This window comes from uncultured Piscinibacter sp. (genome assembly GCF_937952055.1).
Classification (GTDB): domain Bacteria; phylum Pseudomonadota; class Gammaproteobacteria; order Burkholderiales; family Burkholderiaceae_C; genus Piscinibacter.
In genome coordinates this window covers 286340-311438 of sequence record NZ_CALFYO010000033.1, presented here as the reverse complement: position 1 = coordinate 311438, position 25099 = coordinate 286340, and the positions used below count along the sequence as shown (strand labels likewise).

General features: G+C 67.2%; 20 protein-coding genes and 1 tRNA gene. 7 read left to right on the top strand and 14 right to left on the bottom strand.

Features of this window, described 5'->3' with window-relative positions:
- The first annotated feature begins 42 nt into the window (after positions 1-42).
- Together Q0599_RS25465 and Q0599_RS25460 are read left to right on the top strand one after the other, a co-directional pair.
- Positions 43-119 (top strand) — tRNA-Met (locus Q0599_RS25465).
- A 107-nt stretch (positions 120-226) separates the two neighbouring features.
- Positions 227-1159 carry a hypothetical protein gene (locus Q0599_RS25460; RefSeq protein WP_298826516.1) on the top strand — a complete coding sequence of 311 codons (933 nt, stop codon included), beginning with the start codon at positions 227-229 and terminating at the stop codon, positions 1157-1159.
- Here the strand turns inward: Q0599_RS25460 and Q0599_RS25455 are convergent.
- Positions 1116-1724 carry a DNA adenine methylase gene (locus Q0599_RS25455; RefSeq protein ID WP_298826519.1) on the bottom strand — a complete coding sequence of 203 codons (609 nt, stop codon included), beginning with the start codon at positions 1722-1724 and terminating at the stop codon, positions 1116-1118. The genes Q0599_RS25460 and Q0599_RS25455 overlap by 44 nt on opposite strands.
- On the bottom strand, positions 1721-1957 hold the full coding sequence (locus Q0599_RS25450) for a hypothetical protein (RefSeq protein WP_298826522.1): 237 nt from the start codon (positions 1955-1957) through the stop codon (positions 1721-1723). The genes Q0599_RS25455 and Q0599_RS25450 overlap by 4 nt, the downstream gene beginning before the upstream one ends.
- Positions 1958-2302: 345 nt before the next feature.
- Between Q0599_RS25450 and Q0599_RS25445 the strand changes: the two genes are divergently transcribed.
- A complete protein-coding gene (locus Q0599_RS25445) occupies positions 2303-3406 on the top strand; it encodes a site-specific integrase (protein WP_298826525.1) in 1104 nt (367 codons plus the stop codon).
- Between the two features lie 686 nt (positions 3407-4092).
- On the opposite strand, the gene Q0599_RS25440 is transcribed toward Q0599_RS25445, so the two are convergent.
- From Q0599_RS25440 to Q0599_RS25430, 3 genes are all read right to left on the bottom strand, one after another.
- Complete coding sequence (locus tag Q0599_RS25440) at positions 4093-4947, bottom strand: ProQ/FINO family protein (RefSeq protein WP_298826528.1); 855 nt, start codon at positions 4945-4947, stop codon at positions 4093-4095.
- A gap of 785 nt (positions 4948-5732) precedes the next feature.
- Positions 5733-6749: a hypothetical protein gene (locus tag Q0599_RS25435; protein WP_298826531.1), complete on the bottom strand. Its 1017-nt coding sequence runs from the start codon at positions 6747-6749 to the stop codon at positions 5733-5735.
- Positions 6746-8092 (bottom strand): VWA domain-containing protein, encoded by a 1347-nt coding sequence (locus Q0599_RS25430; RefSeq protein ID WP_298826534.1) that lies wholly within the window; start codon positions 8090-8092, stop codon positions 6746-6748. The genes Q0599_RS25435 and Q0599_RS25430 overlap by 4 nt, the downstream gene beginning before the upstream one ends.
- 119 nt (positions 8093-8211) lie before the next feature.
- Here Q0599_RS25430 and Q0599_RS25425 point away from each other — a divergent pair, with 119 nt between their 5' ends.
- Together Q0599_RS25425 and Q0599_RS25420 are read left to right on the top strand one after the other, a co-directional pair.
- The gene (locus tag Q0599_RS25425) at positions 8212-8478 is read left to right on the top strand and encodes a hypothetical protein (protein ID WP_298826537.1); all 267 of its coding nucleotides are present in this window, start codon (positions 8212-8214) and stop codon (positions 8476-8478) included.
- The gene (locus Q0599_RS25420) at positions 8472-9032 is read left to right on the top strand and encodes an HD domain-containing protein (protein ID WP_298826539.1); all 561 of its coding nucleotides are present in this window, start codon (positions 8472-8474) and stop codon (positions 9030-9032) included. Before Q0599_RS25425 ends, Q0599_RS25420 begins: the two co-directional genes overlap by 7 nt.
- An 828-nt stretch (positions 9033-9860) precedes the next feature.
- Here Q0599_RS25420 and Q0599_RS25415 read toward each other — a convergent pair.
- Genes Q0599_RS25415 through Q0599_RS25400 form a run of 4 tightly spaced genes read right to left on the bottom strand, consistent with a single transcriptional unit; the run spans position 9861 to position 15474 of the window.
- Positions 9861-10925, bottom strand: a complete 1065-nt coding sequence (locus Q0599_RS25415; RefSeq protein ID WP_298826542.1) for an N-acetylmuramidase family protein — start codon at positions 10923-10925, stop codon at positions 9861-9863.
- A gap of 54 nt (positions 10926-10979) precedes the next feature.
- Positions 10980-12068, bottom strand: a complete 1089-nt coding sequence (locus Q0599_RS25410; RefSeq protein WP_298826544.1) for a hypothetical protein — start codon at positions 12066-12068, stop codon at positions 10980-10982.
- A gap of 4 nt (positions 12069-12072) precedes the next feature.
- The gene (locus Q0599_RS25405) at positions 12073-12195 is read right to left on the bottom strand and encodes a hypothetical protein (RefSeq protein ID WP_298826546.1); all 123 of its coding nucleotides are present in this window, start codon (positions 12193-12195) and stop codon (positions 12073-12075) included.
- 6 nt (positions 12196-12201) lie between these two features.
- On the bottom strand, positions 12202-15474 hold the full coding sequence (locus Q0599_RS25400) for a caspase family protein (RefSeq protein WP_298826550.1): 3273 nt from the start codon (positions 15472-15474) through the stop codon (positions 12202-12204).
- A gap of 249 nt (positions 15475-15723) precedes the next feature.
- Here Q0599_RS25400 and Q0599_RS25395 point away from each other — a divergent pair, with 249 nt between their 5' ends.
- Positions 15724-16293, top strand: a complete 570-nt coding sequence (locus Q0599_RS25395; RefSeq protein ID WP_298826553.1) for a hypothetical protein — start codon at positions 15724-15726, stop codon at positions 16291-16293.
- 32 nt (positions 16294-16325) lie between these two features.
- Here the strand turns inward: Q0599_RS25395 and Q0599_RS25390 are convergent, their stop codons facing one another.
- A complete protein-coding gene (locus tag Q0599_RS25390; RefSeq protein WP_298826556.1) occupies positions 16326-19952 on the bottom strand; it encodes a caspase family protein in 3627 nt (1208 codons plus the stop codon).
- A gap of 1092 nt (positions 19953-21044) precedes the next feature.
- Between Q0599_RS25390 and Q0599_RS25385 the strand changes: the two genes are divergently transcribed.
- On the top strand, positions 21045-22586 hold the full coding sequence (locus tag Q0599_RS25385) for an amidohydrolase family protein (RefSeq protein ID WP_298826559.1): 1542 nt from the start codon (positions 21045-21047) through the stop codon (positions 22584-22586).
- A gap of 592 nt (positions 22587-23178) precedes the next feature.
- Here Q0599_RS25385 and Q0599_RS25380 read toward each other — a convergent pair.
- The 4 genes from Q0599_RS25380 to Q0599_RS25365 form a co-directional block, all read right to left on the bottom strand.
- A complete protein-coding gene (locus tag Q0599_RS25380) occupies positions 23179-23961 on the bottom strand; it encodes a hypothetical protein (protein ID WP_298826562.1) in 783 nt (260 codons plus the stop codon).
- A 129-nt stretch (positions 23962-24090) separates the two neighbouring features.
- A complete protein-coding gene (locus tag Q0599_RS25375; RefSeq protein ID WP_298826565.1) occupies positions 24091-24252 on the bottom strand; it encodes a DUF1328 domain-containing protein in 162 nt (53 codons plus the stop codon).
- A 75-nt stretch (positions 24253-24327) separates the two neighbouring features.
- Positions 24328-24558: a CsbD family protein gene (locus tag Q0599_RS25370; protein WP_298826568.1), complete on the bottom strand. Its 231-nt coding sequence runs from the start codon at positions 24556-24558 to the stop codon at positions 24328-24330.
- 76 nt (positions 24559-24634) lie between these two features.
- On the bottom strand, positions 24635-24949 hold the full coding sequence (locus Q0599_RS25365) for a BON domain-containing protein (protein ID WP_298826571.1): 315 nt from the start codon (positions 24947-24949) through the stop codon (positions 24635-24637).
- Positions 24950-25099: the final 150 nt, after the last annotated feature.

The following is a 25099-nucleotide window of genomic DNA, read 5'->3' as shown; positions in this document are numbered from 1 at the left end:
CGCGCAAGCGGGAACCGGAGCCGCGTTATACTCGCGGGCTCAGGCGCTTTAGCTCAGTCGGTTAGAGCGACGGAATCATAATCCGCAGGTCCGGGGTTCGAGTCCCTGAAGCGCCACCAATCATCAGAAAAGCCCGCGTCAGCACTCGCTGAGCGGGCTTTTTTCTTGGTGCCCCTAGTGAGCCCCTCGGTGAGCCACTTTTTCCCCGCGAGGGCACGAGGGCGCCATGCACAAGCTCCCGAACCTGTACCGCAACAGGCTGGGCACTTACTACCTGCGCATCAAGATCAACGGCCGTGAGATCAAGCGCAGCTTGGGCACCAAGGAGCCCGCGCTGGCAAAGAAGGCCGCCTTGGCTTTCGCCTTGGCGAAGGCAGGCGGAACCATTGCCCTGGTGGATCGGGCAGCAGGCGGTGGCCCGTGCGCGGATCACGACCGCAAACAAATAGAAACATTTTCCTTCGCCGGGAGCGCGAAAAACTTTGGTTCAGCGGTCGTACCTATGGAGGTACCCACTCCAAGGCCGTCCGCCATGCTCAACCTTCCTGCGATCCTGTCCAAGTTTGACGTCGTGCTGCCGAACGGCATCAAGCTCATGGGCATCGACGACGACATCGAAGCCCGCCGTGCCGCGACCTTCCTTCGCGATGTGCTCAGCACGGCTGGCAGCGGCGAGCGCGACTACACCGCAGCCCTCGACGACGCCGCGCAGGCTGCGCGCATGGTGTCAGCCTCCCATGCCCCTGCTGCTGGCAAGAGCAAACCGTTCAGCAAAGTCGCCGCCATGTACATGGCTGAAAAGCAGCTCGACAACGGCCGCAAGACGTTGGACGACAAGCAGGCCACCTTTGACACCTTCGTCGAACTCTTCGGCGACATGGACTTCAACACCATCGCGGCCGAGCAAGCCGTGGCGTACAAGCAGCGTTTGCTGGCACAGGTGCTGTCCATCGTGCGCATCAACAGCAAGCTGAGCCACCTCAAAGAGCTGTTCCGCTGGGCCATCAACAACGGCATGCGCCACACGGGCAACCCTTTTGAGGCCATGCGCGTCAGCACGAAGGGCAAGATCAAGCAGCTGACCAAGAGCTATATCCCGTTCACCGACGAAGACCTCAAGGCCATCTTCGATCCCGCACGCGCACACCACTGGCTTTGAGCTCGCGGCAACGCATAGCGATCTTGTCTTGCGATTGGCTGGTCCACTTGGAGAGGAAGCAGCCAAACGTGCCCGCGATGTTGGCCACACGATTGAGCGCTCCAAAGAGGTCTGCAATGAGCAGGCGCTCTTCCACTTCATCAATGGTTCCGGCCTCCACCCACTCACCGATCAATGACCGCATCGCATCGATGCGCGCTGCGTTCTCTTGGGTGAAGTAGCGCCGTTCAAGGCCACACGTGTCCGTCGACGCGGGGCTGTACTCGCGCCACATGAAGCCGTGCTTGGGCTTGGCAGCATTCAGCTTGGCGATGGCCTTGGCATAGCCCCCGAGCTTCTTGAAAGCCGCCTGCTCTGTGCTGATGAGGCGTGCTCCTGCGGAAATCACTGCAGAGTGCAGGCTGTCGTTGATGCGCACGTTCCAGCCGAGGTCAGCCGCAGCCTCAGCCACCACCCCCGTGCCACAGAAGGCATCCACAAAGAAGGCACCCTGTTTGGGGTGCCTCATGTAGGCCGTGATCTGATCGATGAGTCGAGACTTCGAGCCGATGTAGCGGAAGGTCATGCCACAGCTCCCACGTGCGCCCTACGGTCTGCACGCGCCCGCTTGTGCGCAGGACGAGTAGTTTTTTGGCCAATGGGAACGATGCCCTTTCGGTCGCAGTAGTCTGCCAGCAGCACTTCCAGCATGTTCACCATGCTGCGTTGCTCGTGGTCTGCGGCCTCTTTAAGCACCTGCTTGAAGATTGGCGAGACCCGCAGGTTCAGGGTTTCGCTCTTAGTGTCATTGAATCTCATGGCAGCCCAGCGTTTGTCTGTGCAACTGCGTTAATGTACAGACATCCAGTACCGCTCACTAGCATCGTTGCCCCGAAGGAGCACGATTCACTGGTAGACCGGAGCCCAGTTGGGTCACAAGCGCGCAACTTGGTCCCGCGAGGCCGGTGATACACTTGTTGGACCGATCAACACCAGCTCCCGGTCGGGAAACTTCGGGCCTAAGTTGTTGATTGCGTTGGAGCTTTTGGGGTGTCGTCTGAGGCTCCCTGAAGCGCCACCAAATTCCAGTCGGGACGGGCCGTTCCAGACTCTCCACCTAGTCCGCCGGTGAAAAAGGCGGGCAAGTGTTGATGGAGTCTGACCATGAACGGTATCTTCGAGTCCGTCGGCGATGTAACTGCGCCCGCCAGCGCTGCACCGACACCCCGCCGGCAGGCCGCTTCGGCCACCGGAACTCACGACGGTCGTGTGACCATCCGCGAGTTCATTCACGTCTACATGGCCGAGTACGCCGGCCGCGCACAGCGGCTGGAGTACTGGGCGACGACGCTCGGCGACATCCCCCTGGGTGAGCTCGACGACGACCATGTCTTTGACGCCCTGGAGGCGCTGGCCAACCGGCGTGGCCGCTACTTCGCCGGCCACGATGCGCTGGGGCAGCGCATCCTCAAGGCCAAGAAGCAGCGTCTGGCGCCGGCCACGGTGAATCGATACCAGGCTGCCCTGTCCGCCCTGCTCTCCTGGGCCCAAAGGCGGCGGATCGCCCCCAGGAACTCGACGAACCCGTGCCGGAGTCTCGAGATGCGGCCGGAGCGCAACGAGGTCGTGCGATTCCTGGATGCACCGGAGCGCGACGCCCCTATCGCTGCATGCAAGGCGTCTCGCTGGCCAAAGCTCTACCTGCTGGTCCTCATGGGACTCACCACCGGCGCCCGACGCGGCGAGCTCAAAGCCCTGCGCTGGCAAGACATCGACCTCGAGCGCGCGGAGGCGAGCGTTCATCGCTCCAAGAAGGGCGATCGAAAGACCTTGGTGCTCATCCCTGCCGTCGTCGAGGAGCTGAGGAAGCACCTTGGCGGGGATCGAGAGCTCCTTTTCGCCTCCAAACGGCGACCCGACGTGGCCTTCAACTTCGAACCCGCCTGGGAGAAGGCACTGGCGCTGGCGAACATCAAGTCGTTCCGGTTCCATGACCTGCGCCACTCCTGCGCATCTGCACTTGCGCAGAACGGGGCAGGTATGCGCTCAGGTCCTGACTTAGGAGGTTGCGCTGTTTCCATGGATCCGGCTCGCCAGTTTCAACCGAGAAGGTGGCGAAGAAGCTTTGTACGTTGCTGCCGGCTGACGCGGCGTACCGTTTCAGCAAGTCATCAGTTTCACGGTGCCGCGGCGCTGTCGATCCCGCAGCAATATCGGCCAACGCTTCAAGAACGGCTCCATCCATGGGCCTGTTCGTCAGAAAAGTGAACTGAACCTTCTTCGCCAGGACGTCCAGGCCAAGCGACGCCTCCAACTCCTTGAAACGCCCTGCGAAGCCCTCGATGGTTCCTTTGAGGCCGCTTGCAGTCCAGGGGGCGTGCGCGTGCCTAGACGAGTGTTTGAGCTGCACACAGCGGATGGACTTTGCCGCTTTGACATCCTCGCTCCCGTAGTACAGGCCGACGTCAATGACCTCGTCTCCGACGCTCGTAGATGCGTCCCCCTCGTCCAGCGACGCGCCTTCGATCGCCACTGCCACCAGGCCATGCGCTCCGGCAAGCAGCCCGAGGCATTGCCGGGCGGCCCGTTGTTAGTGGAACTGGTCGCCGCTCCTGGATGGACCTACAGAACCTTGCTTCGCCATACCTTTGGCGCTCCCTGCATCCGTCTTTTGGCGGAGCTTACAAGCCCGGGCTGTCGTCGGCGGACCTGCCTGCGGTCAACTCCCTACGTCGGGCGCTGTGGGGCCGCTTTCAGGCGTCGAGCTTGGCAAAGTGAAGGACCGCACCCGCTGCATTGCGATAGCTGTTCGACCTCCATCTTGTCACCAGTGCTGGCGCCAACCAGTTTGAGGTAGAGCGCGAGTGTCCTCCGGGGACCCAGGCAATTTCCGCTGTACTTGCCGATGGAGGTCTGGATGGTGAATGGGCCCGATACCTGCGGCGCTGGGGCCATCACCGTGAGCCACGCTCCTGCCGCGCCAGGGTCAAGAGCGCGTCCAGGGCTTCCTCGCTCAGTCCCTTCAAAGCCCCAAAGTTCGCCTTCGAAAGTGGGCTCTGCTCGAAGCTGCGCAGCAGCAATGCGCGCTGGTGGCGAGCCTCGGCCTCGGCAGCCTGCTCGGGAGTCAGCGGCAGGGCCGGCGCGTTGACGGGCTCTTGTTCATGTGCACGGGCAAGTTTCCGCTCGGGCAGGGGCTTGTGCGGGCGCCGCGGCGCACCGGAGCCAGGATCGCCGGGCCGGCCGGAGCTTCGTTGTACGTCAGGTTGGGGCGGTCGGGAGCGCCGTTGCGCTTGGCTGGGCTGAGATGGCCGCGGAGAGCGGTCCGGGCGATCGGAAGTACCGGGCTGCACCGAGCGTGCGCCGCGAGTGGCAGGCCGCTCGCCGGTCGCTGGCGAAGCGGACTGCGACACCTCCGCCTGCTGCGAAAGGAGTGGCGGTCGGGCCGGCCGCAGCGGTCGGGCGTCATGGCGCGAAGCCCGGGCCGCCTCGCGCCCCGCTTGTTTCTTTGCTTCGACGATGGCCCGGCGCCGCTCGAGTTCCACGCCCGCAGCATCGCGGTGTTCGGCCGTAATTTCGCCGACCGGCTGGCCGTCGAGGTCGCTGCGTGTCGCGCCCTCGGCCACCAGGGCCCGCAGGTAGGCGGTCCCGGTGGTGTAGCGCTGCAGGAAGATTGAGAGTGCCTTCTTGGTGAAGACTCCTGGCGCCCGTTGATGAATGTCGGCCTGGATGCGAAGCTTGATCGGCTTGATCACGCCCGCACCGAACAGCGCCGGGAAGTGCATGGCCAGCAGGCGCGCGGTGTCGGCCACGCTGGGTTCGAGCCGCGACGCCGGTGCGACAGTCGCCGCGGGGGCAGCTGGCGCCGCCTCGCTCGGCGTGCCCAGCGTCGCATTGGGCGGCGGGCCCGGAGCAGTCTCGGGAATCTTGGGGATGTCAGGCATCGGAACGAAGCAGGTCGGTCACCGGGGCTTTGTAGCCGGGCCACGTATTGTCGGCCCACGGCCCCATCCCTGCAGCCACGTCGGGGGCACCGAGACCAGGGCAACGATTCTCGGCGTGGGCTCGACCGGGTGGGTGGACGGACCGAAGCCGCGGCCTTTGGCGAGCGAGCAGTTGTTGGGGGGTAGGCGGCCACACCCCGAGCGCCAGCCGCGATTCCAGGTTCGGTCAGCCGTGTGAGCCCTGGTCAGGCCTCTGAACGGTAGCGATGGGATCGACACCTTGAGTTCGGTGGTCGTGACCTACGGACTGCAATCGCCGCATTCGTGTCACCGAAACCGCGACGCCGGACCCAAGAGCGTGGCGGACTGGGAAGCGTCGAGGAGGCATCGGCATCAAAGTTGACCCTCGGATGATTGATCCGACGGCCACAGGTGCTGAGATCCTTCCAAACGGCTGGTGTAGCCCCGCCCCGATCAGTCGCTGAAGCTCGATTCGAGAATGTTCTTCGTCCGTTCTGCAACGCAAGCAGTCCTTCGCGTTAGCGCGCTTGGCGGCCCATCGCCCCAAGGCTGGATATCGCGTGCACGCTCTGCTGGCTCTGCTGGCTCTGCTGGCTCTGCTGGCTCTGCTGGCTCTGCTGCGAAACTCCCGCTCACTGGAAGCGCTCGACCAGCCTGTGCAACCCGCTGCGCAGCGAGCCGTGGCTGAAGATCGCCACGTCCAGCCCCGCGTGATCGACCCGCCGCAGCGCACGCTCGAGTGCAGCATCGATCCACGCCTCGTCATTGCCGAAGGCGCCGACCCCGAGGCTGGTCAGGAACACGGTGCGCGGCTGCCCCTGCGCCGAGCGGATCGCCGCTGCCAGCAGCGTGGCCTCGTAAGCCGCCTCCAGCACCAGCATGGCGAACGGCTTCCAGATGGCCGGCGCGATGGTCGTATACGCCACGGGCAAGGCGGAGCAGAACGCCTGCGTGACGAACTGCGCCTGTGCTGGATCGGCGTCCGTGACCTCGACGTCATGATGCAGGCCGATGCGCAGCCGCGACCGCAGCCCGTCGCGAGTGGCTTCATCGGCGCGCCCCAGCATGTCGCCGATGGCCGCCAGACCCTCCGGCGTGCACAACGCATAGCCATTGCGCATCGTCCACAACGAGCGCACGGGCCGGCGCAGCGCGGCCGACAAGGCCTCGCCCAGCGGCGCCAGCGCGTCGAGTTGCCGCTGCCGCGTCTGCCCCTGCTCACTGCCGATCGGCACCAGGTAGTTGCGGTAAATCGTGGCGGCACCCGCCGCGATGGCGCAGGCCGGCCCCTGGGTGCGGTCGTGCATGTAGCGCGTCACGCCCTCTTCCGGGCTCACCGACGGGCCGGTCATCTCGAGCAGGTTGAACTGCGAGGCCACCTGGAAGAGCGCTCCGGCATGGACGGGGTCGCGGTGCAGGGCGCGGACGTCGCCGATGACCGCCCGCAGCTTCGTTCGTGCTGCGCACTGAAGCAAGGCCGACGCCCGAGCGCGCAGGTCGGCCAGGCTCGGCAGTTCGAGCCGACCGACCGCGTACCGCCGGTCGTGAGCGTCCGACACGAGCCGGCCGTCCTCGACGGCGAGCCTGGCGCGCGTGGCCTCGTAGTCCGCTTCCTTGAAGCCGGTGATGCGTTCGAACCAGTCCGTCACTGCCGACCTTTCCCCTGCGTGGGCTTGCGCCGAAGATACGACGGCTTGGAGGTCGATTCGTCGACCGCCGAGAAGTGGATCTGCTCGTCCTTGTCGCTGAGCCGGTAGTTCATGCTGCTCGCGGAATACAGCGCCTCCTTGCGCAGCCGCTCGCGCGAACGGCTGGCGGCAGTCTGCTTCATCGACTCCAGCACCGCTGCCAGCCATTCGTGGCCGCCGAAGCGCCGCTGTGCATCCTCCAGCATGCGGTCGACTGACGACCAGTCGCCCTGCCCTGCGGCATGGCGCATCTGCTGCAGCACGGCCGACGCCTCGATCTCCGCCAGCCGCTGCGCGACCAGCGGATCCTCGGGCAAACGCGCCCAATCGGCGAAGGTCAGCACGGGCAAGGTCAGCCCGACGCGCTCCAGATCGATGGCCGTCCCGTCGGACTCCAGGCCTGCGACCCGCACCTTCAGGACCGAGACCGACGAACCGATCGTAGATGCCTGGGACGCGGGGACCCGCACGCGCACCACGGCCCAGGCTTCGGCGCCCCACGCCAGATCCGCGAGTCGCCACCCCGCCGCGGTTCGCGGCAGGTCGTTGAGCATCTCGGTCTGCACGCCGGCGGGCGCCTGGAGGCTGATCTGGAGATCACTCAGGCACAGGTTGCCCAGCAGATCGAGCTCGCGCTGGAACGGCTCCGCCAGGTCCTCGGCGGTGTCGCCGTAGTAGCTGTTGCCCGCGCCGGCGCGGGCCATCGCCACCATCAGCTCCTCGTTGAAGTGGTTGCCCAGCCCGTAGGTGCTGGTGGTGATGCCGCGGGCAGCGAACTCGCTGCATTGAGTCGCGATGGCTCGCGGGTCCTGCAGCCCCTGGTTGGCCGCTCCGTCGGACAGCAGCACCACGCGCTTGAGCCCGCTGCCGGCCACATCGGCCAGCGTCTCCGCGCCCTCGCGCCAGCCGCCGTGCAGATCGGTCGAGCCACCGTCGTGGACACCGTCCAGCGCCCGGTGCAACGCCGTCCCGTCGCCACGCGGCACGGCAGGCCAGAGCCGGCGCACGCAGTCGTCGAACTCGACCAGAGAGACGCTGTCCACGGGGCGCAGGCGGTCGACCACCATGCGCGCGCAGCGGATGGCCTCGGCCAGCGGCTGGCCGGCCATCGAGCCGGACTTGTCGATCACGAGCGCCAGGGCGTGCGGCGCACGGTCGGGGAACTGCCCTGCGGGCGCGTCGGGCGCCTGCACGCGCACGAGCACATCGACGGTGGTGTCCTGCCCTTCGACCAGGCCGGCTCGCAGCGGCTGGAGGAGCACACGGGTGGACAAGGCGGCGGGCACGGGAATGGTCTGGGTCATGGGGCACCTCCTGGGTTGGGTGATTCAGTATCGGAGGTGGGTGGCTCATGGCATGAGCCATCTGGATGCCAGGATGGCGGTGTTCAGACTTGTTTGGATGTCCAAGAAAGGAGCGACTCATGGCAGCAAGCCCGGCCCGCCTGGTGGCGGCGGCAAAGCACCTTCTTCGCATGCAGGCCCTTCGGCAGCGAGAGATCGACGAGGGCGTTCCGCCCCACCGGCGGCTGAGTGCAAGCGAGCTGGTGGAACGGACCCGCGATCCGGCGGACAAGCTCATCACGAGCCTGTTGCTCAATCGCGAGTTCCTGTCGGAAAACCCGGATCTTCCGGAGAGCATTGCCGATCGCGCCATCCGCAAGGCCAAGCAGGGAGGCGCCTCATGCTGACCCAGCGATATGCCGATGCCCTGCAGCTCGCCAGGAAGCTGCACGACGGGCAGTTCCGCAAGGGAACGATGATTCCCTACGTGTCGCACCTGATCGCCGTGTCCAGCCTCGCGCTCGAGCACGGGGCGAATGAGGACGAAGCCATCGCGGCCTTGTTGCACGATGCAGTCGAAGACGCCGGCGGCAAGCCGACGCTGGCCTTGATCCGCGCACGGTTCGGTGAGGCGGTGGCCGACATCGTCGAGGGGTGCACCGATTCCTACGAGGAGCCCAAGCCGGACTGGAGGCCGCGCAAGGAAGCGTACCTGGCGCATCTGGCCCAGGCGTCGCGGTCGGTACGGCTCGTGTCGGCCTCCGACAAGCTGCACAACGCGCGATCGATCCTCGCCGACCTGCGCGTGCAAGGGCCATCGCTGTGGACGCGCTTCAGGGCCGGCAAGGAGGGTTCGCTGTGGTACTACCGCGCGCTGGTTCGGGCCTTCGTGTCCCACGGCCGCACCGCGATCGTGGACGAGCTCGACCGAACCGTCGGCGCGATCGAAGAACTTGCCTGACGCACGGTGAGGGTCGTTTCAGTGAGCGCGAAACCTGCACGAGTCCGCAGATCGGATGGCCAAGTGTCCGCAGACTGCTTCGCAGCGTTAGCGGTCAGTGGCGGGTCCCGGGCTCGAGGACTGATCTACGCCGCATCTCCGTCATTCGGGTCAGGCCCATTCGACGGGCCCCAAAGGGTGCAGATCCTGTCCGGTGCCACAGCCGCAAAGCGGTGGCCCTGTTGTCGCGCAAGTTCGATGCCACGCAGAGCTACCCCAGCGATTGCGCGGGCGCCGTTCGCAGACCGCGGAGACGTCGCACCTGAGCAGTGCCTGATCTGGTTGGCGACTGCAATCCCAGCAAACAAGCCCGAGTTTTCGACTCGCTCAGGTAGTAGCGGCCGATCGCGCGCTTGAGCATCTCGGGCACAACGATGCTTGCTGCGAGCGCGTCGGCGAACGGCACCGCAACCGCCGAGCCGGTCAAGACAAGTCGGCCGCATTCGTTGTCTGCCAGCTCGCACTATGTGGCGTTGGTCTCCACCTGCATGCGCCTGCGCTGCTCACCCGGCTCAGTGCTGTTGGTCAGGCCGGCCCTCGCCTGACCCCAGAGCAGCGTCACCAGCCCGACCCGGTAGCCGCCTCGCGAACCGCCATGGCGTGGAAAGGGCAACAACCTCCCGAGCGAAAGGATGGTCGTGGTCCACGGCAAACCCGCGGGTGGGAACGCTTGTCGTCCGCTCCGAAGCGACTTGCCCCCGACAAGGCGGCACCCCCGCCGCACGGTCTCGATCACGGCATTTCGGCGGTGCGCTCCGTGCGTCGTCGATCGAGCGGCGCCGGCGGGTCTCAGCCCTTGGCGGCGAACTGCGCGTAGGCCTGGGCCATCTTCGTGTCGTAGCTGAACTCCTTGTAGCCCGGTCCGTTGTAGCCCCGGGCGACGTCGTCCCACTTGCGGTTCTTCAGGCCCCGGTGGATCAATGGGTTGGCACGGATGAAGCGAACCAGCGCGCGCAGGTGCCCGGCGGGCGACGCGAACATTTCGGCGACGAACGAGCGCACGTCGGGGAAGCCACTGCTCTTGTAGTTCTCGCCGAGGATCTGAAAGGTGCCCCACGAGCAGGCCTTCAGTGCGGCGTCTTGGTCGAGCTGGAACGCGCGCGCAAGCTTGGTCCACTGCGAGTCGGGGCTGCCATAGTTGCCGCGGCCGTAGCCGGTAGGCGCCGAGATGTCGGGATGCTCGGCGTTGAAGCGTCCCTTGGGCGAGCAGCAGCGCGCGAAGACCTGGCGCTCGTAGAGGATCTTCGGCCGACCCTGGGCGTCGAATCCCGCACCGCCGGACTCGACCTTCGCGATCGCCTTCAGCGCGGCCACCTCGATGCCGAGTTCCTGCGCGGCTTCCGCGGCGCGCTCTTCGGTGAGCGGTTCGTCGCGGCGCATCGCGAAGAACTCGCCGAGCACGGTATTGACGTCGACACTGTCGCTGGCACCTCTGCTGGCAAACTCGTCCGGGGGCGAAAGCTTCTCCAGCTGGCGCGCCGGGTCGTAGCCCAGGCCGGCAAGGGTCTTGCGCGGTGCTCGCTTCGTCGGCGCCTTGCGCGCGGCGGGCGTCTTCCCGGCGATGACCTTCTTCGGGGCGACCTTCTTGGCTGCAACCTTCTTCGCAGTGACCTTCTTGGCGGCCACCTTGCGGGCCGCCTTCTTCGCCGGGGCCTTCTTCGCCGGGGCCTTCTTCGCGGGTGCCTTCTTCGCTGCCGCCTTCTTCGCCGGGGCCTTCTTTGCCGGAGCCTTCTTTGCCGGGGCCTTTTTCGCTGCTGCCTTCTTCGCGGCTGCCTTCTTCGCGGCTGCCTTCTTCGCTGCTGCCTTCTTCGCCGGGGCCTTCTTCGCCGGGGCCTTCTTCGCCTTCGTTGCCATGGTCGTGCTCTCCTGTGTTGTCTCGTGGTGGGAACAGTGTCGGTCGTCGTTCGTTCACGCGGCCGCCGTGGCACGCCAGCGGCCGCCACGCGCCTCCAGCCGCACGCCGCCCGGGGCTTCGGGCTCGACGACGCTGCAGCGCCACGCGTTCAGCGGCGTCGCCGCCCAGCGCGCCGAGTGCTCATTCGCATGGTTGAACCAGATCGTGTGGCCGCCCGGGCCCTCGCACACCGTGCGGGCGATCGCCTCCTCGTCCGGGTGGTCGAACATCGCGCCGTTGGTGCTGACAACGTAGTGCTGTGCACGCACCGTGCGCAGCAGCGCCGTCGTGATGTTCGCGCGGCTTCCGTGGTGGCTGAGCTTGAACACGTCCACCGGCAGCGGCAATGGTTGGCCGCGGTGCGCGGCCAGCGCCTCGAGCGCCGCGACGAGCACCGGCGCGTGCGCATCGGCGGCGAGCAGCAGCGAGGCGCCGGCATGTTCGAGCAGTAGTGCGATCGACGAGCCGTTGGCCGGCGCTCGGTCCAGCGGCGTCTTGCGGTCCGCGAGTTCGGCGACGCCCGGCTGCACGAGTCCGCGTGAGGCGTGCCGCGGCCGGACCCGCGGGCGCCGGCCGAGCTTTGCCAGCTCGCGCTCCCAGACGGCGAACAGCGTCTCGAGCCCCTTGGCCGTCGGCGACAGCAGGGTCAGTTTCGGCGCATGCGGCCCGGCGGGCACTTCGACGAATGGGCGCTCGACTGGCGTGACGGCAAGTCCGCCGTGCCATGCCAGGTTCCACGGCAGCGCCCGGCCAGTCGCGCGCAGCAGCGTTGCCAGCGCGGCACCTTCCGCGACGCCGCGGGTCGGTGGCGCATTGAACCAGACGTCGCCGAAGTCGAGGCCGAGTTCGCGGTCGTCGAAAAGCTGCCTCGTAGCGCCGATGTGGTCGTGGTCGATGTGGCTGATCACGGCGAGGTCGATCCGCCGCTTGCCGTCCGCACCGAGCGGGACTGCCGCGAGCCGCGTGCGCAGCATCGGCCAGCTCTCGTCGGGCCCGGTGTCGACCAGCATCCGCCACGGCCGGCCGTCGACGCTGCAGGTGACCAGCAGCGCATCGCCGTAGCCGGCGGGCAGCGCTTCGAAGAGGAGATCGGGGGCGGTCATCCGGTCAGTGCCTGAAGGTCAGGGGCGGGTGCTGCGCCTCGTCGCGAGCGTGTTGGTCCAGCGTGAACGCGACGCCGAACTGCTGCAGAGCCTCGGCCGCGACCGATTCCCGCACCGGGATGTCCATCGCCGGCTACCAGGCCACGGTCTGGAGCGCCTTCTGCCCCGCGGCCGAGACGAAATAGTTGAGATGGTGGCACGCCACCTGCTGCGCCGCCGGCACCTTGGCCCGCGTGGCGCCGATGCGCGTGATGCTGTCGATGCTGACGGCGATGTCGTTGGCCTTCATCGCGAACAGCGCATCGAACACCACGCTCTGGCCGAGCTTGGCCACCAGCTTGGCGAACACGTCGTCGGTCGGCTCGCGGTACTCGTCGACGTTGCCGGCGAGAATGGTGTACGGGATGCCGGGATCCGGGCTGGCGTTGAGCTCGCGGATGAAGTCGGAGCCCGGGTCCATCTGCTGCAGCGTCGGCGTGACCTTCTGCGTGCGGTTCAGCAGCATCAGCACCGGCGCGGTGAACGGCAGCAGCGGCGGCGCGTAGTTCGCCGCCAGACCGAGCAGCACGCCGAGGATCTTGCGCGCACCGTCGATGCGGCCGAAAGGCGAGCCGTTGTTCGGTGTGCCGCACATCACGAGGTGGTCGACGATCTCGTTGCCGCCCTCGCGCTCGATGAACCAGCGCGAGACCAGGCCGCCCATCGAGTGCACCAGCAGCGTCAGGTGCTTGTCGTCGCCGGCCTGCAATCCGATCTCCGCGAGCTGCCGCTTGAGCGTGCGCGCGGTCTCGCCGATCGGCGTGCTGAGGTTCTCGTAGTCGTAGGTCAGCACGAGGTCGAACTTCTCGTGCAGCCCGATCTGAGGGGCGCCCGCGGCCATGCTTTCGGTGTCGCCGATGATGCCGTGCACCATCAGCAGCACGCGCTTCGCGGCGGCCACCTTGCCGGGCAGGCCGTCCTCGCGGTAGGCCCAGCGGCCGTCGGACTTGTAGTCAATCCAGCGCAGCCGGTTCAGGTCGGTCTGCTTCAGGTAGGTCTTGAAGAAGTAGAGCTTTAGCGAGCCGCCAAGGCTGCGCCGGTCCGACGGCGCGTCGGGGATCGCGTTGATCGTGACGCGGGTGAGGTCACCGTCGCGAACGACCTGGCCGCAGGGGATCACGTGTCGGCCATCCCAGGCGAAGGTCAGCAGCGTTTCGTCGTCCGCGAGCGCCTGGCGAACCTCGATCTCCAGTGGCTCGGCGGCGAGCGACTCCTCGCCCTGGATGCCGGTCAGCTCGATCACGCTTGGCGCGCCGGCGGCGGAGCGCGAGTTCGAGAGGGTGGCGACCGCCAGACCGGCGCCCTCGAACGCGGCGACGAACGCCAGGTCCTCGCCGGGGCCGCGCGTGGCCGGGCGGGCGCTCGCCAAGTTGAGGCTGGCGCGCAGCCGGCGGTGCGGCTTGATCGTGATCGCGCCGTCGGCCGAGGCCCAGGCCTGCGCACCGATGGCATCGATGCGCGGAACGATGCGCACGCGCAGGTCCTTGATCAGCCAGTCCTGCTGGCGTGGCTTCTGCGACTTGCGCACGCCGATGCCCCGCGTGCGCGGACCGAGTCCCTCCTGCTCGAAGTGGAAGCTGTCCACCGGCTCGCTGCTCACCAGCAGCTTGAAGCGCTCCAGCGCCTCGACCATGCCCTCTCCGTCGGGCGCCTCGTCGAGGAAGAAGCTGTGCTCCGAGCTGTCGCCGTAGAGCGTGATCCAGGCGTCGCCGCTGGGGACGGGGTCGTTGGCCAGCACCTGGATGCCGTAGTCGGCGCTGAAGTGCAGCAGCACGCAGTGCAAGGGCCGGCCGCTGCGGTTGCGCATCCGCACGCGGGCGCGCACCTCCTGCCACTCGCCGCCCTGCAGACTGCACTCCAGCGTCGCGCTGCCGTCTTCGTGCACGAACTCACCGCCGCCGGCGAGTGCCTCGGCCAGCACGAATTCGATCGCGTCGTCGGCGATTTGCGAAGCCCGGTTGCGCAGGCTGAGCAGGCGCTCCCATTGCGCGATCGTGTTCATCGTCGGGCGCAGTCTGGCAAGGGCACCGGCGACATCGCCGCGCTGGATCCGTTCGCGGCCGAGTTCCGCGCCGGCGTCGAGCTGCACGATCACCAGCGCGCCGTCCCGCTCGAGCAGCCCGTGGCGCAGGCCGTCGCGGTCGCCGCTGAGCACCACGCCGGAGCCGCCCAGCGGCGCGCCCGCGGCGCCCGCGGCGGCATCGTCAAGCGCCTGCTGCAGCGCCCCGCGCCTGGCCGCATCGGCATCGCAGTAGATCAGCAGAGGCGCCGCCGGCATGCTGGTCAGCGCGGCGCGGAAGCGGGCATCGGCTGGCGGTGTCTCGTTGCCGTCGAACATGACGATGGACGACTGCGCGCCGATCTCGATCGTGTGCGCGGTGCCGGCGGCGCGGCTCTGGTCCTTCTCGTCGTATAGGGCGAGGCCGATGGCGCGGTCCGGCGCATCGCCGAGGCCGTGGATCGCGCCGGCATCGACCTTCCACGCACCGGCCGGTCCGTCGAAGAACACGCTGTGCCGCAGGGCACGCGAGCCGGCGGCGCCGCCCAGAAAGCCGCTCCAGGCGTCGAACCCGCCGATCGGCTCGAACTGCGGGTCCTGGTCCTTCGCGAGCTGCCGCACCGCGGAGCGGCAGCGCACGAACAGGTCGGCATAGGACAGGTTGCCGCCACTGGCCTCGAGCACGTCGACCAGCGTCATGCTGAACACGCCGGAGCGCCGGGCAATCGACTCCTTGGCCTCCTGCCCGCGGTTGCAGGCGGCCAGCAGCATGTGGCGGCCCGGCGGCGGGCGCAGCGCCTGCCCCTTGGCACGGCGAAGCCGGTAGGCACCATCGAGGTAGGTCTCCAGCGGGCGCGCGGTGGCGGTGTCGCCCAGCGTGAGCCGAGACTGGAAGCCGGCGAAGGCATCGACGCTGCGCGTCCCCGAGCCGCTGTGGCACGAGTCGAGGATGAACGAGAGGTGCACGTCCTTGCGCGACAGTTCGGCGATCAGCAGTGCGAGTTCCTTGTCGGCAAGGTCGTGGCCGCCAGGGGCGCGGCTGTCGGCCAGCACCAGGCCCTCGTCGAGACCGTCTGGATAGAACTCGAGGAACTCGGCGGCCGAGCCGGACTGCGCGCCATGGCCGCAGTAGTGCACCAGCACCACGTCACCCGCCTCGGCGCGGCCGAGGTGTTCACGGAACAGCTTCAGCACGTTGGCGCGCGTGGCATCGCCGTTGGTCAGCACTTCCGCGGCAAGCCGCGGCCCGACGCTGGACTTGAGCCAGCCGTGCAGGCGCTCCACGTCGTTGACGCAGCCACCGAGCGGACGCACCGGCGGCGTGTAGTCGTTGATGCCGATGAGCAGAGCGCGGACTTGGCTGGTCATGGGTGTCGATCCTGCGTTGGTGGCCGTTCATGGCGTCCGCGTGCGTGCGGCCGCTGCGCATCGTGCAGCGTTCGACCGGGCGCGTCGAGTGGCACTGGACGAATTCTCCCCCCTAGTTCGTCGCCGGCGCAGCCGCGCCGCCCCGCGGCGGGGGCTTACCGTTCAGCACCGCCGGCAACTACACTGCGCCGCGACGTCGACGCGATGCGTGGTCGACGCGCCCGTCATCGTCGGATTCAGGAGAAGTCAGTGAACGAGTCGACCCGCGCGCGCCCACCTCGATTGCGTGCCCTGGTGGCGACCTGCGCGGTCGCACTGGGGCTGGGTCAGTCGCCAGCGATGGCACGCCACCCCGACCTCGAGATGGACAACCTGAGCCAGGCTCAGGTCAGCGCCCTGCTGCAGAATGAACTCGACGACGACGACCTCATCGAGTGCGGACTCGCCGACCTGAACGGTGCCGTGTCGTCGGAAGACCTGGTCGAGATCCTGATGTGTGCCCTGGGCGATGACAACGATGGCGACGACGAGGACGACCTCGACATCGACGACCTGGAGGCCGAGTGCGAGGAGGCCGGCACGCACGTCGAAGATGTGGTGCGTGCTGCGGTGGCGTCGGTCCAGCGTCGGGCCGACGCGTCGGGCGTCAGGCTCGCCTTTGCAGAGTCGCCCTCGGGTCAACCCGACCCGGCGTCCTCCTGGGATGCACTCGAGCTGCTGATCGCTCAAGGCGCGGCGCGCCTGTTCGTCAGGCCCCCGAAGAGCGCCGTGCTCGCCACGCAGAAGAGCCTCATCAAGGTCGTCTTCAGCGCCAAGTAGCCCGGCAGCGGGCGCCGCCGGAGCGCGGCGGCTCAGGTGGGGCAAGGCAGCTTCGGTGCAGCGAAGCAGCGTTGCGCCTTGCTCTTCAGCCCGGGCTCGGCGGCGACACGTTGTGCCCGGTCGAAGGCCTGCCGGGCTGCGCTCCGGCGTCGCTGGTCGGCCTCCAGGTGGCCGATCTCCATCCAGGCCGCCGCTTCCAGATCACTCCAGCAGACCTGCTGGGGGTCCGTGCACGCGCGGTTCGTGCCGGCCTGATCCCGCGCGATCCGTGCTGCCTGCTCGAGGGCGGTGCGGGCCAAGTCGGGGCGCTTGCGGCGCGCCTCGATCCGTGCCAGATTGAGCTGCGACTCGTAGTGCAAGGCCTGGGCGACGACCGATCGCCGGTCCACGGTGGGCGGCTCGGGCATCAGTTGGGTCGCCCACTCGATGGCATGCAGCGCGTCGTTGCGCGCCGCATCCAGCGCCGCCTCGCCGTCGTGCATGCGGAGCATCGCCACGCGCTGCGCTGCAATCGCCAGGTCCTCCATCAGCGCCGCCTCCTTGGCGACGGCGCCTGGCGCGTCGCGGGCCTGGTTCAATGCGGACCTGTACTCGGCGAGGCTACGGCTGCGGTGCGCCGTTTCGGCATGTCGTTCCCACAGGACGAAGGCGATGTGGCCGATCTGCAGCGTCGTGTTGATGTGGTCGCGCTGGGCCTGATCCGGATCGTGGTGCCGCGACGATCCGCCCGTCGCCGCCGGCCAGGCCCGCAGGCGCGCCGCCACCTCACGAGCCTCGGTGTACAGCTCGCTGGCCCGCTCCCGGCTGGCGCGCTGCTGCTGCTCCGCACGTTCCTTCTCCGCACCCTCTAGGCCTTCCGGCGTCTCGCGGCCGTCCCGATGGGCGAGATCCGCAAGGCGGTACAGGCTGACGTACAGGTCGCGCAGGACGATGGGGTTGTCCGGGTTCTCCGCGACCAGTTGCCTGTCGATGGCCAGCGCCCGTTCGTAGGGTTGCGCCGCTGCCCGCAGGTCCGGGTCCTCGCCTGCGGCCTCGGCGCGCTTCATTTCCAGCTCGCCGACCTTGCTGTAGACCAGCGACCCGTTTCGCCGCCAGTTCGCGTCCAGCTCGACCGCCGTGCCGATGAGCTCGATCGCATCCTGGTAGCGGCTGCGCGCCTTGTCGTATTCGCTGTGCTCGACCGCGTGATCGCCGTCGAGCACGGCGGTCCAGTATCTCGTGCTGTGGTCCGCCCGGGCGCCGATGTCGCTCAGGCGGTCCTGCAGCGTCTTGACCTGCTCGACGAGTGAGACGCGCACGTCGCGTGTGTCCGGGATCGCCTGCAACCGGCCCATGACGTCGAACAGCAGCCGGTCGGTCATTCCCTGCGCCTCCCGGATCGTCCCGGCCGCCAGCCGCTGCTCGAACCAGCCCCACGCACCCAGCACGCCGACGACCGTGAAGGTCGCCAGCGCGAGCGCCCGCCGGCGCATCAGGCGCGCCTTGCGCCGCTGCTCGCTGCGGCGGATGAACGCCGCTTCGCCGGCGGTGAACCAGCAGTGAGGCTTGTGCAGCTCGGCCAGCACCGCGGGCAGGTGGGCGTTGTCGTGCCAGAGGTAGCCGGCGTCGCGATGGCGGTCCAGCGCCTTGGCCGCGGCCTCGACCTGCGCGCCGAGGATCAGGTTCTCGCGCCCGGCCTGATCGATCCAGGCGCGCAGGCGCGGCCACACCCGGACCAATGCGTCGTGTGCGGGTTCGATGTGGTCGCTACGGTGGGTCGTGCCATCGCCCGCCACGTCCGACTCGGCGCCGCGCACCACCAGCCGCGCGTCGACCAGCCGTTCGATCACCCGCTCGACGGTGGCCGCATCGGCGTCGTCGAAGACCAGGTCCGAGGTGGCGACGCGCCGGCCGGCGAGATCGCCCTCCAGCGACACCATGCGCAGCATCACCCGGCGCAGCACCTCCCGGTCCGGCAACGGCGGCAACTCGTCGTGCAACGCGTCGGCACGGGTGCGCAGCGCGCCCATCACGCCCCCGAGGCGGTCGAAGTCGGCGCGCGTCAGCGCCCGGTCCTCGCGGCCGCTGGCCTGGTAGGCCCGGAACAGCTCCGACAGCGCGTAGGACAGCAGCGGCAGCGCGCCCGGCGACTGCACCACCTCGCCGACGATCGTGTCGACCAGCTCCGGCGGCTCGAAGATCATCGAGGCCTGCAGCGTCGGCATCACGACGACCTCGCGGAGTTCCTCCGGGCTGAACGGCGGCACCGAGCAGCGTCCGCGGGCCCAGTGCCGCGCGAGCATCCCGGTGTTCAGCTGCGGCTCGAAGTCGGAGCGCACGGTCAGGATCAGGCGCTGCACCTTGTCGCCCTGCTCCAGCAGGTGGTACAGGCGCTCGTCGAACTCCCGACGCTCGGCCGCATTGCCGCAGCGCGTCACCACCTCCTCGTACTGGTCGATCAGCAGCACCGAGGGCCGTGTGGCGCCTTCGAGCGCACGTTCGAGCGCAGCGAGCGGCTGGGCGCCTGGGCGCATGACCGGCAGGATCTCCAGGCCCGCCTTGCGGAGTTCGGGCAGCAGCCCTGCCTTGATCACCGATGACTTGCCGGTGCCCGAGGGACCGGCGACGACGAGCAACCGCTGCTGCGCGTCCAGCGCACGCTGGCGCAGGTCAGCGACCACGCGGTCGCGCCCGTAGAACAGGTGCTGGTCGGCCTCGTTGAACGAATCCAGCCCCTTGTATGGCGAATCCGCGGGTTCCATCTTCGGCAGGTTCAGCCGATGGTGCGGATGCAGGAACATGAACTCGCCCTTGTCGTGCCCCTTCAGCGGGAAGAAGCTGGGCGTCTGCCGAAGGCGTTCACCGGTGGCCTCGGTGGCGGGCTCGATACGGTCGCGGATGTAGGCGTACAACTCCGTCGCGGTGATGATGCCGTCGCCTTCCTGCTGCTCGCCACGGGCGACGTCGGCGGCCCCTTCCAGGGCATCGAACAGCGCAGCGGCGAAGGGCGAATGTTCGCGGCCGTCCTCGGTGCGGCGGCTGCCGCGCTCGCCGGTGGCCTTGCCGTGCAGCACGTCGAGCGCCTTCTGGTCGTGCGCCGCCGACGTGATCACCTGGCGCGCCGGGTCCTCGACGAAGCGGCGGAAGCGCGTCGGGTAGATGCGCTTGGGCGTCATGAAGATGGCGCGGTGCTGGCTGGACCACTTGAACGCGCCGGAGAAGCAGCAATCGAGGATCAGCAGCAGGTGCCGGCACGGCAGCGCGTCGAGCGCGGCCTGCAGCTCGGCCATCGCGATGAAGGTGTCGAGCCTGGCCGGCTCGGCGTCGGCGGGGACGATATAGCCGGCCGGGCCATCGTCGCCGTCGGCCGCGATGCCATGGCCGGCGAAGTAGAAGAGCACGCGGTCGTCGGGGCCGACCGCCTGCTTCATCGTCGTGCCGAACAGTTCGCGCAGCGGTGCCCCGCAGGCCCCCTCGTCGATCAGCGGCGGATGCACGGTGAAGTGGTGCTGCCGCGCCAGCAACTCGCACAGGCGGCGGGCGTCGCCCGCGGCGGTGCGCAGCGGTGCGATGCCGTTGGCATAGGCATCGATGCCGACCACGAACGCATGGTGGCGTGCGAACGTGCGCCAAGCGGGATCCTGTGCCGCGGCACCGGCGTCGTCAGCCGTCTCGGTCATTCGCTCCTCCACGCGGCGCTGCTGCTGCTCGGCACCGCTCGTGACGCGCAATTATGGGTCGATCGTCTGGCGCGACACTGTTGCGGCAATGGTGGTGGAGAGGTACACCATGGCACTCCGGTCCGAATGGCCTCGATCGTCGAGTCGGAGGACACCAGGGTCCGGGCCGCTGCAGTAACCGCTGCCCCTTCGAGCAGGCGCAGTCGAGTGACTGTTCAGGAGACTGCACCACCGGCCGGATTTCAGGCGACCTGCAGGAACTCCGCGGGACATGAAGCAGGCCCCAGAGCGTTGAATCTCTAAGGCTTTCCGGACGTCTTGGAAACCAATGTGCGCTTCCCCTCATAAGCTGACCACTTCGTAACCCATAACGTGGCCAATCCATTGAGGATCCGCCCGGCCCGTGCTGCATTTGTGTGTCGGGGAAGTGTCGTCTTGGTCCCATATTTTGGCCACCGCATCAACATCGGACTCAATCGACTAGCGCATCGCCCCGTGTAGCAAGCACGCGGTGAGTTCTGGCAACTGAGCGGCTCCGAGCCCTTCTTGCCCCGTCTTTGCACGCCAGTTGTGCGCCTTGTTGGGCAACTGAGCGTCGGTTCAGCGATTCAACGGTCGAGTGGTTCAGCGTCACCAGACGGCACTGCAAGTATGGACGATAGGTAGGACAGGGCGAAAACGTGCAACTTGCCTTAGCAATGTGTGAGCGCCACATCGGGAGTTCGAGTGCTCGCTATGCCCGTTCAAGACCGGGCACGGACATTCGAGGCTGGCGGCCGAGTGGCGCGGCCATCATGAGCAGTCAGTGGCCCGGCGGCGCGACGGGTGACCGCAGTGCGTCCTGGTCCTCCGCTGCGTTGCTCGCGCGGCGCGCACTCGAGAAGAGCGCTTTCAAACTGGGCGAAATGGAAGTCTCGACCCAAAGCCGACGGTAGCGATGACTAGAATTGGTCGCGCCAACTCGCTCAGGACATACCGAGTGACGCGCGGCCCGCCAACCTGCGGTCCTTGGGCGATTCCTTTGCACCCGCGATTTACCTTCATCCAAGCGCGCGGCATGCCCCATCCCAGGAGCTATGAATGACTGCGCGAATGTCGACGCTGTTCGCGGTGATCGCGCTCGTGCTCATGTACGCGGGTTCGGCAAGCGCGGCACCCGACGCATCCGTCCTCGTGATCCGCAACGTCACGGTCATCGATGTCGATGCCGCCATCGCGCGCCCGCACCACACGGTCGTCGTGCGCGATGGCCGAATAGAGCGCGTCGAGCCGGAGAAACGGGGCGCGGCCACCCCGACCGGCGTCGTCATCGACGGCACCGGCAAGTTCCTGATCCCGGGTCTCGTAGATGGTCACGCGCATCTCGCGACACAGCGAGTGATCGACGGACTGATCGCCCGCGGCGACTTCACCCTGACATCGGGAAGGCGGCGCTTGGGCGCTGCACATTCGTTCGATCGCCGTCTCCTGCGCGCCTTCTTGCTGAACGGAGTCACGACTGTAGTGTCGTTTGGAACTCTGACACCTGGTGGCGGCGACGAGCTGGAGCTAAGGACTTTGGTGGACCGCAACGAGATAATCGGTCCACGCCTGCTCGTTGGCGACCTTATCGATGGCGCCGACGCTGATCAAGACCGCGGCACTGCGTCGACGATCGAATCGCCACGTACCGCGGAGGACGGCCGGCGTCGCGTCACACGAGCGAAGCAGCAGGGCTACGACTTCATCAAGCCTTACACATTCCTGAATCGCGAGACGTTCAATGCGGTAGTGCGAACGGCGCATGAGTTAGGGCTGCGCGCGGTCGGGCACTTACCAGAGCTCGGCTGCGCCAATTGCGCAACGCCCGACGACGCTTTCGTGGCTCGGCTTGACGGCATCGCCCATCTGGAGGAACTGGGAACATACGGCCTGCCTGGCCTCCAACTTAGCGCTGCAATAGAACTCGCAAATCGCGTGAAGGCTGCGGGGCAGGCCGTGGTTACTACTCTCGTCACCAGCCGAAACATTGTCCAGATGTATGCGTCTCGGTGCGTTCCACTGCCGCCGCCGGCGGACTTGCGATACGTGGATTCCTTCCTCTTGTCGCGCTGGCTAGGACCCAATAACCGGTACCTGCGCGACGAATTTCGCGATCAGCCGAATGCCGCCCTGATCCCGCCGGCGTATGACTTCCAGCGCGTCATCGCCCGCGAACTGTGGAAACGGGGCGTTCCCCTGGTCGTCGGTACGGACGCAACCATCCCGGGCGTGGCGTACGGATCCTCGGTGCCGGACGAGATGATCGAGTTGAACAAGATCGGGTTGCCGCCTGGCGACGTGCTGAAGTCGGCGACGCAGACGGCCTTCCGGCTGCTTGGACGTCCCGGGGAGACCGGAACGGTCGCGGTTGGGCAGCGGGCCGATCTGGTACTGCTGCGCGCCAACCCGCTCGACTACGTCGGTAACGTTCGGCAAATCGCTGGCGTGGTGGTGAATGGCCGATGGTATGCGATCGAGCGACTCCGTCGACTGGCCGACAGCGATGCGCGCTACTACACGGCGCTCGACCGCCAGATCGGCCTCCACCGGCCGACCGATGCGTGCGCAAGACCGGAGATGACCTCGCCAAAGCGCGCACCTACCGGCCGTTGAACACTGCAAACGACCCGAGCGCGGCAAGGCCGGCACTGCTCGAAAGCCTGGACTTTCCGCTGCTCCAGATCTCCAAGAACGTACGGCCTCGCGCATTTTGAACGACTGCAATTGGCCGATGGTGTGAGTACGAGGCCACGCCAGGAAGCCGACTTCCGGGACGCGGCCATCGGCCGCCTGCGTCAGGTCATGGCGAGTCCGGGGAGAACCCGGACCCGTCCAGGAGCGACCGTTGTCGACTGTCCGGTACCGGCATGCCCACTGTGGGGGTCGTTGATGCGAACGAAGAACGATGGCGTGCGCACCAGGAGGAGGACTCCAAGACTCGGTCGTGGCGCGTGCCCGACGAGGAGGGCCGGCATGCCGCTCTGAGCGCCTGTTGGCGCTGCACTGCACCCCGGGGATCTGACCCGCGCCATGCCTGGGGAATCCATCGGCGTGATAGATGCGGGGCAGCGTGGTCTTCACGGCGAATTGCCACGTCGGCCATTGCCTTGGGATGCGCGTCCTGTGGCCACACCCTCAGCATCGGTGGCCGATGGCTCGGTACGTGAGGCCGCCGAGCCTCATTGCCGGTCAGGGCAGCCGCGCGTCAACGTTGAGCTCTGCTTCCCCCTGGTCTTCGGCTGGGTGAACAGGTGTCATATGCCACCGAGCCAATCGGTTGCCGCTCGGGGACGCTGCTGTCCACTGCCGGCTCCGCCATGCGTTCAGCCGATGCGGCATGCGGCGGCGACTTCTGCGGGATGACTTGCGTCGGCAGCACCACCGGCCAGTCGTGGCGCCAGGCGTCAGGTTGGTCCGTGCCTCTGTAGAGGATGCGAACGGGCATCGCGCTCAGCCGGTCGTAGAGCCGGGCCTCCGCGCGGATCGGCCACCAGCCGTACAAGAAGATCTCCAAGGGACGCCACATGGCGACCCAGCCGCAGATGACCAGGCCCTGCCTCAGCAGTTCGCCCACCTGCCGACCCTTCATCGCGCTTGCGACGAGGTCGCCCAGCCCGACGGCGATGGCCAGGAATCCCAGCCCCAGAAGAAGACTGATGCGACCAATGCCGAGCAACTGACGCAGGCGACTCCTCGTGATCCTCGCCCGATGGCTGAAGTGCGCATGGATGGTGTCGCGCAGGGCAGCCGGCTCGTCGGCCGGGCCTGGATCCCTGTCCAGAGACACCAGTAGTGCCAGAGGTGCACCGTGCGAAGCTTCACGTGCCCATCCGACGATGAACTCATCTGCCCCCGGATCCAGGTCCCTTTCGCGGAATGGTGATGCATCGATCGCATTGAAGAGCTGCCTCAGCGCCGTGACGTGGACTTCGATCAGCTCGCAGCCCGAAGGGAGCGCATCACCTGCCGAATGCTGATCTTCACTCATTCGATTCTCGCGACTCGCAGCGCGGCATGGGAAATTGCGCTCGGCCGGACCAAGGCAGCAGCGGTCGCGCAACGAGCGACCCCGCTCGCCAAAACCTGCGCAAGATCGATGGCCGCACCAATGGTGGCGTCAACGTCGGCCGCGGCCGAAGATGAAGCTGGCGACTGCGAGGATCAGGAAGACGACAAAGAGGATCTTCGCAACGCTTGCAGCGCTGGCTGCAATGCCGCTGAAGCCCAGCACGGCGGCGATCAACGCGATGACAAGAAAGACGATGGCGTAACGCAGCATGGTGACACTCCTGGTCGGCCGCTCACCGAGCCGCCGAGTCGTTGAACCTGAACGCGCTTGCGCGCGCGCAAGGCTCTACTTCTTCGTGTCCGTGGAGAACCACGAGTCGCTTGCCTTGCGTTCCCATTCGGCAAGCTGCTCCTCGGCCTTGTCCTTGGCCACGCCGTATCGTTCCTGGATCTTGCCGGCCAGCTGATCGCGCCGCCCGGCCACGACATCGAGATCGTCGTCGGTCAACTTGCCCCATTGTTCCTTGGCCTTGCCTCGAGCTTGCTTCCAGTTCCCCGCGATCTGGTCCCAGTTCATTCGAATCTCCTTGAAAGTCGACGCCCGATGCCCGGGCGAGCCCATGCAACCCGTCGCGACCTGGCCCGAACCGCGGTCAGGGCCGAACGGCGATCTCGTTGTTGACCGCCTTCACGCCGTTGACGCCGCGAGCGATCTTCTCGGCGGTGGCCTTCTCGGTGGCACTCTTGGCGAAGCCGGACAACATCACGGTGCCATTCAGCGTCTCAACGCTGATGCTGGTGCCGGCGACGGCCGGGTTGTCGAGCATGCGGGCCTTGACCTGGGTCGTGATCGTGGTGTCATCGACATAGGCGCCAGCGCTTTCCTGTCCGCGCACGACTGCGCAGCCGGAGGTGGTCAGGATGGCGACGCCGGTCACGACGGCGGAAAGTGTGCTGCGGAAATTCATGATTCGGCTCCTGTTGATGGGGAAAGGGCACCTCATCATTCAAAATTTGCGCGCATGACGCCGCGCAGTCTGTTCGGCAACGTACAGACGAGCCACGCCGGCCACGACGCCCCAACCCCCGCAGGCTCGTCACGGATCTCATGGCCACTC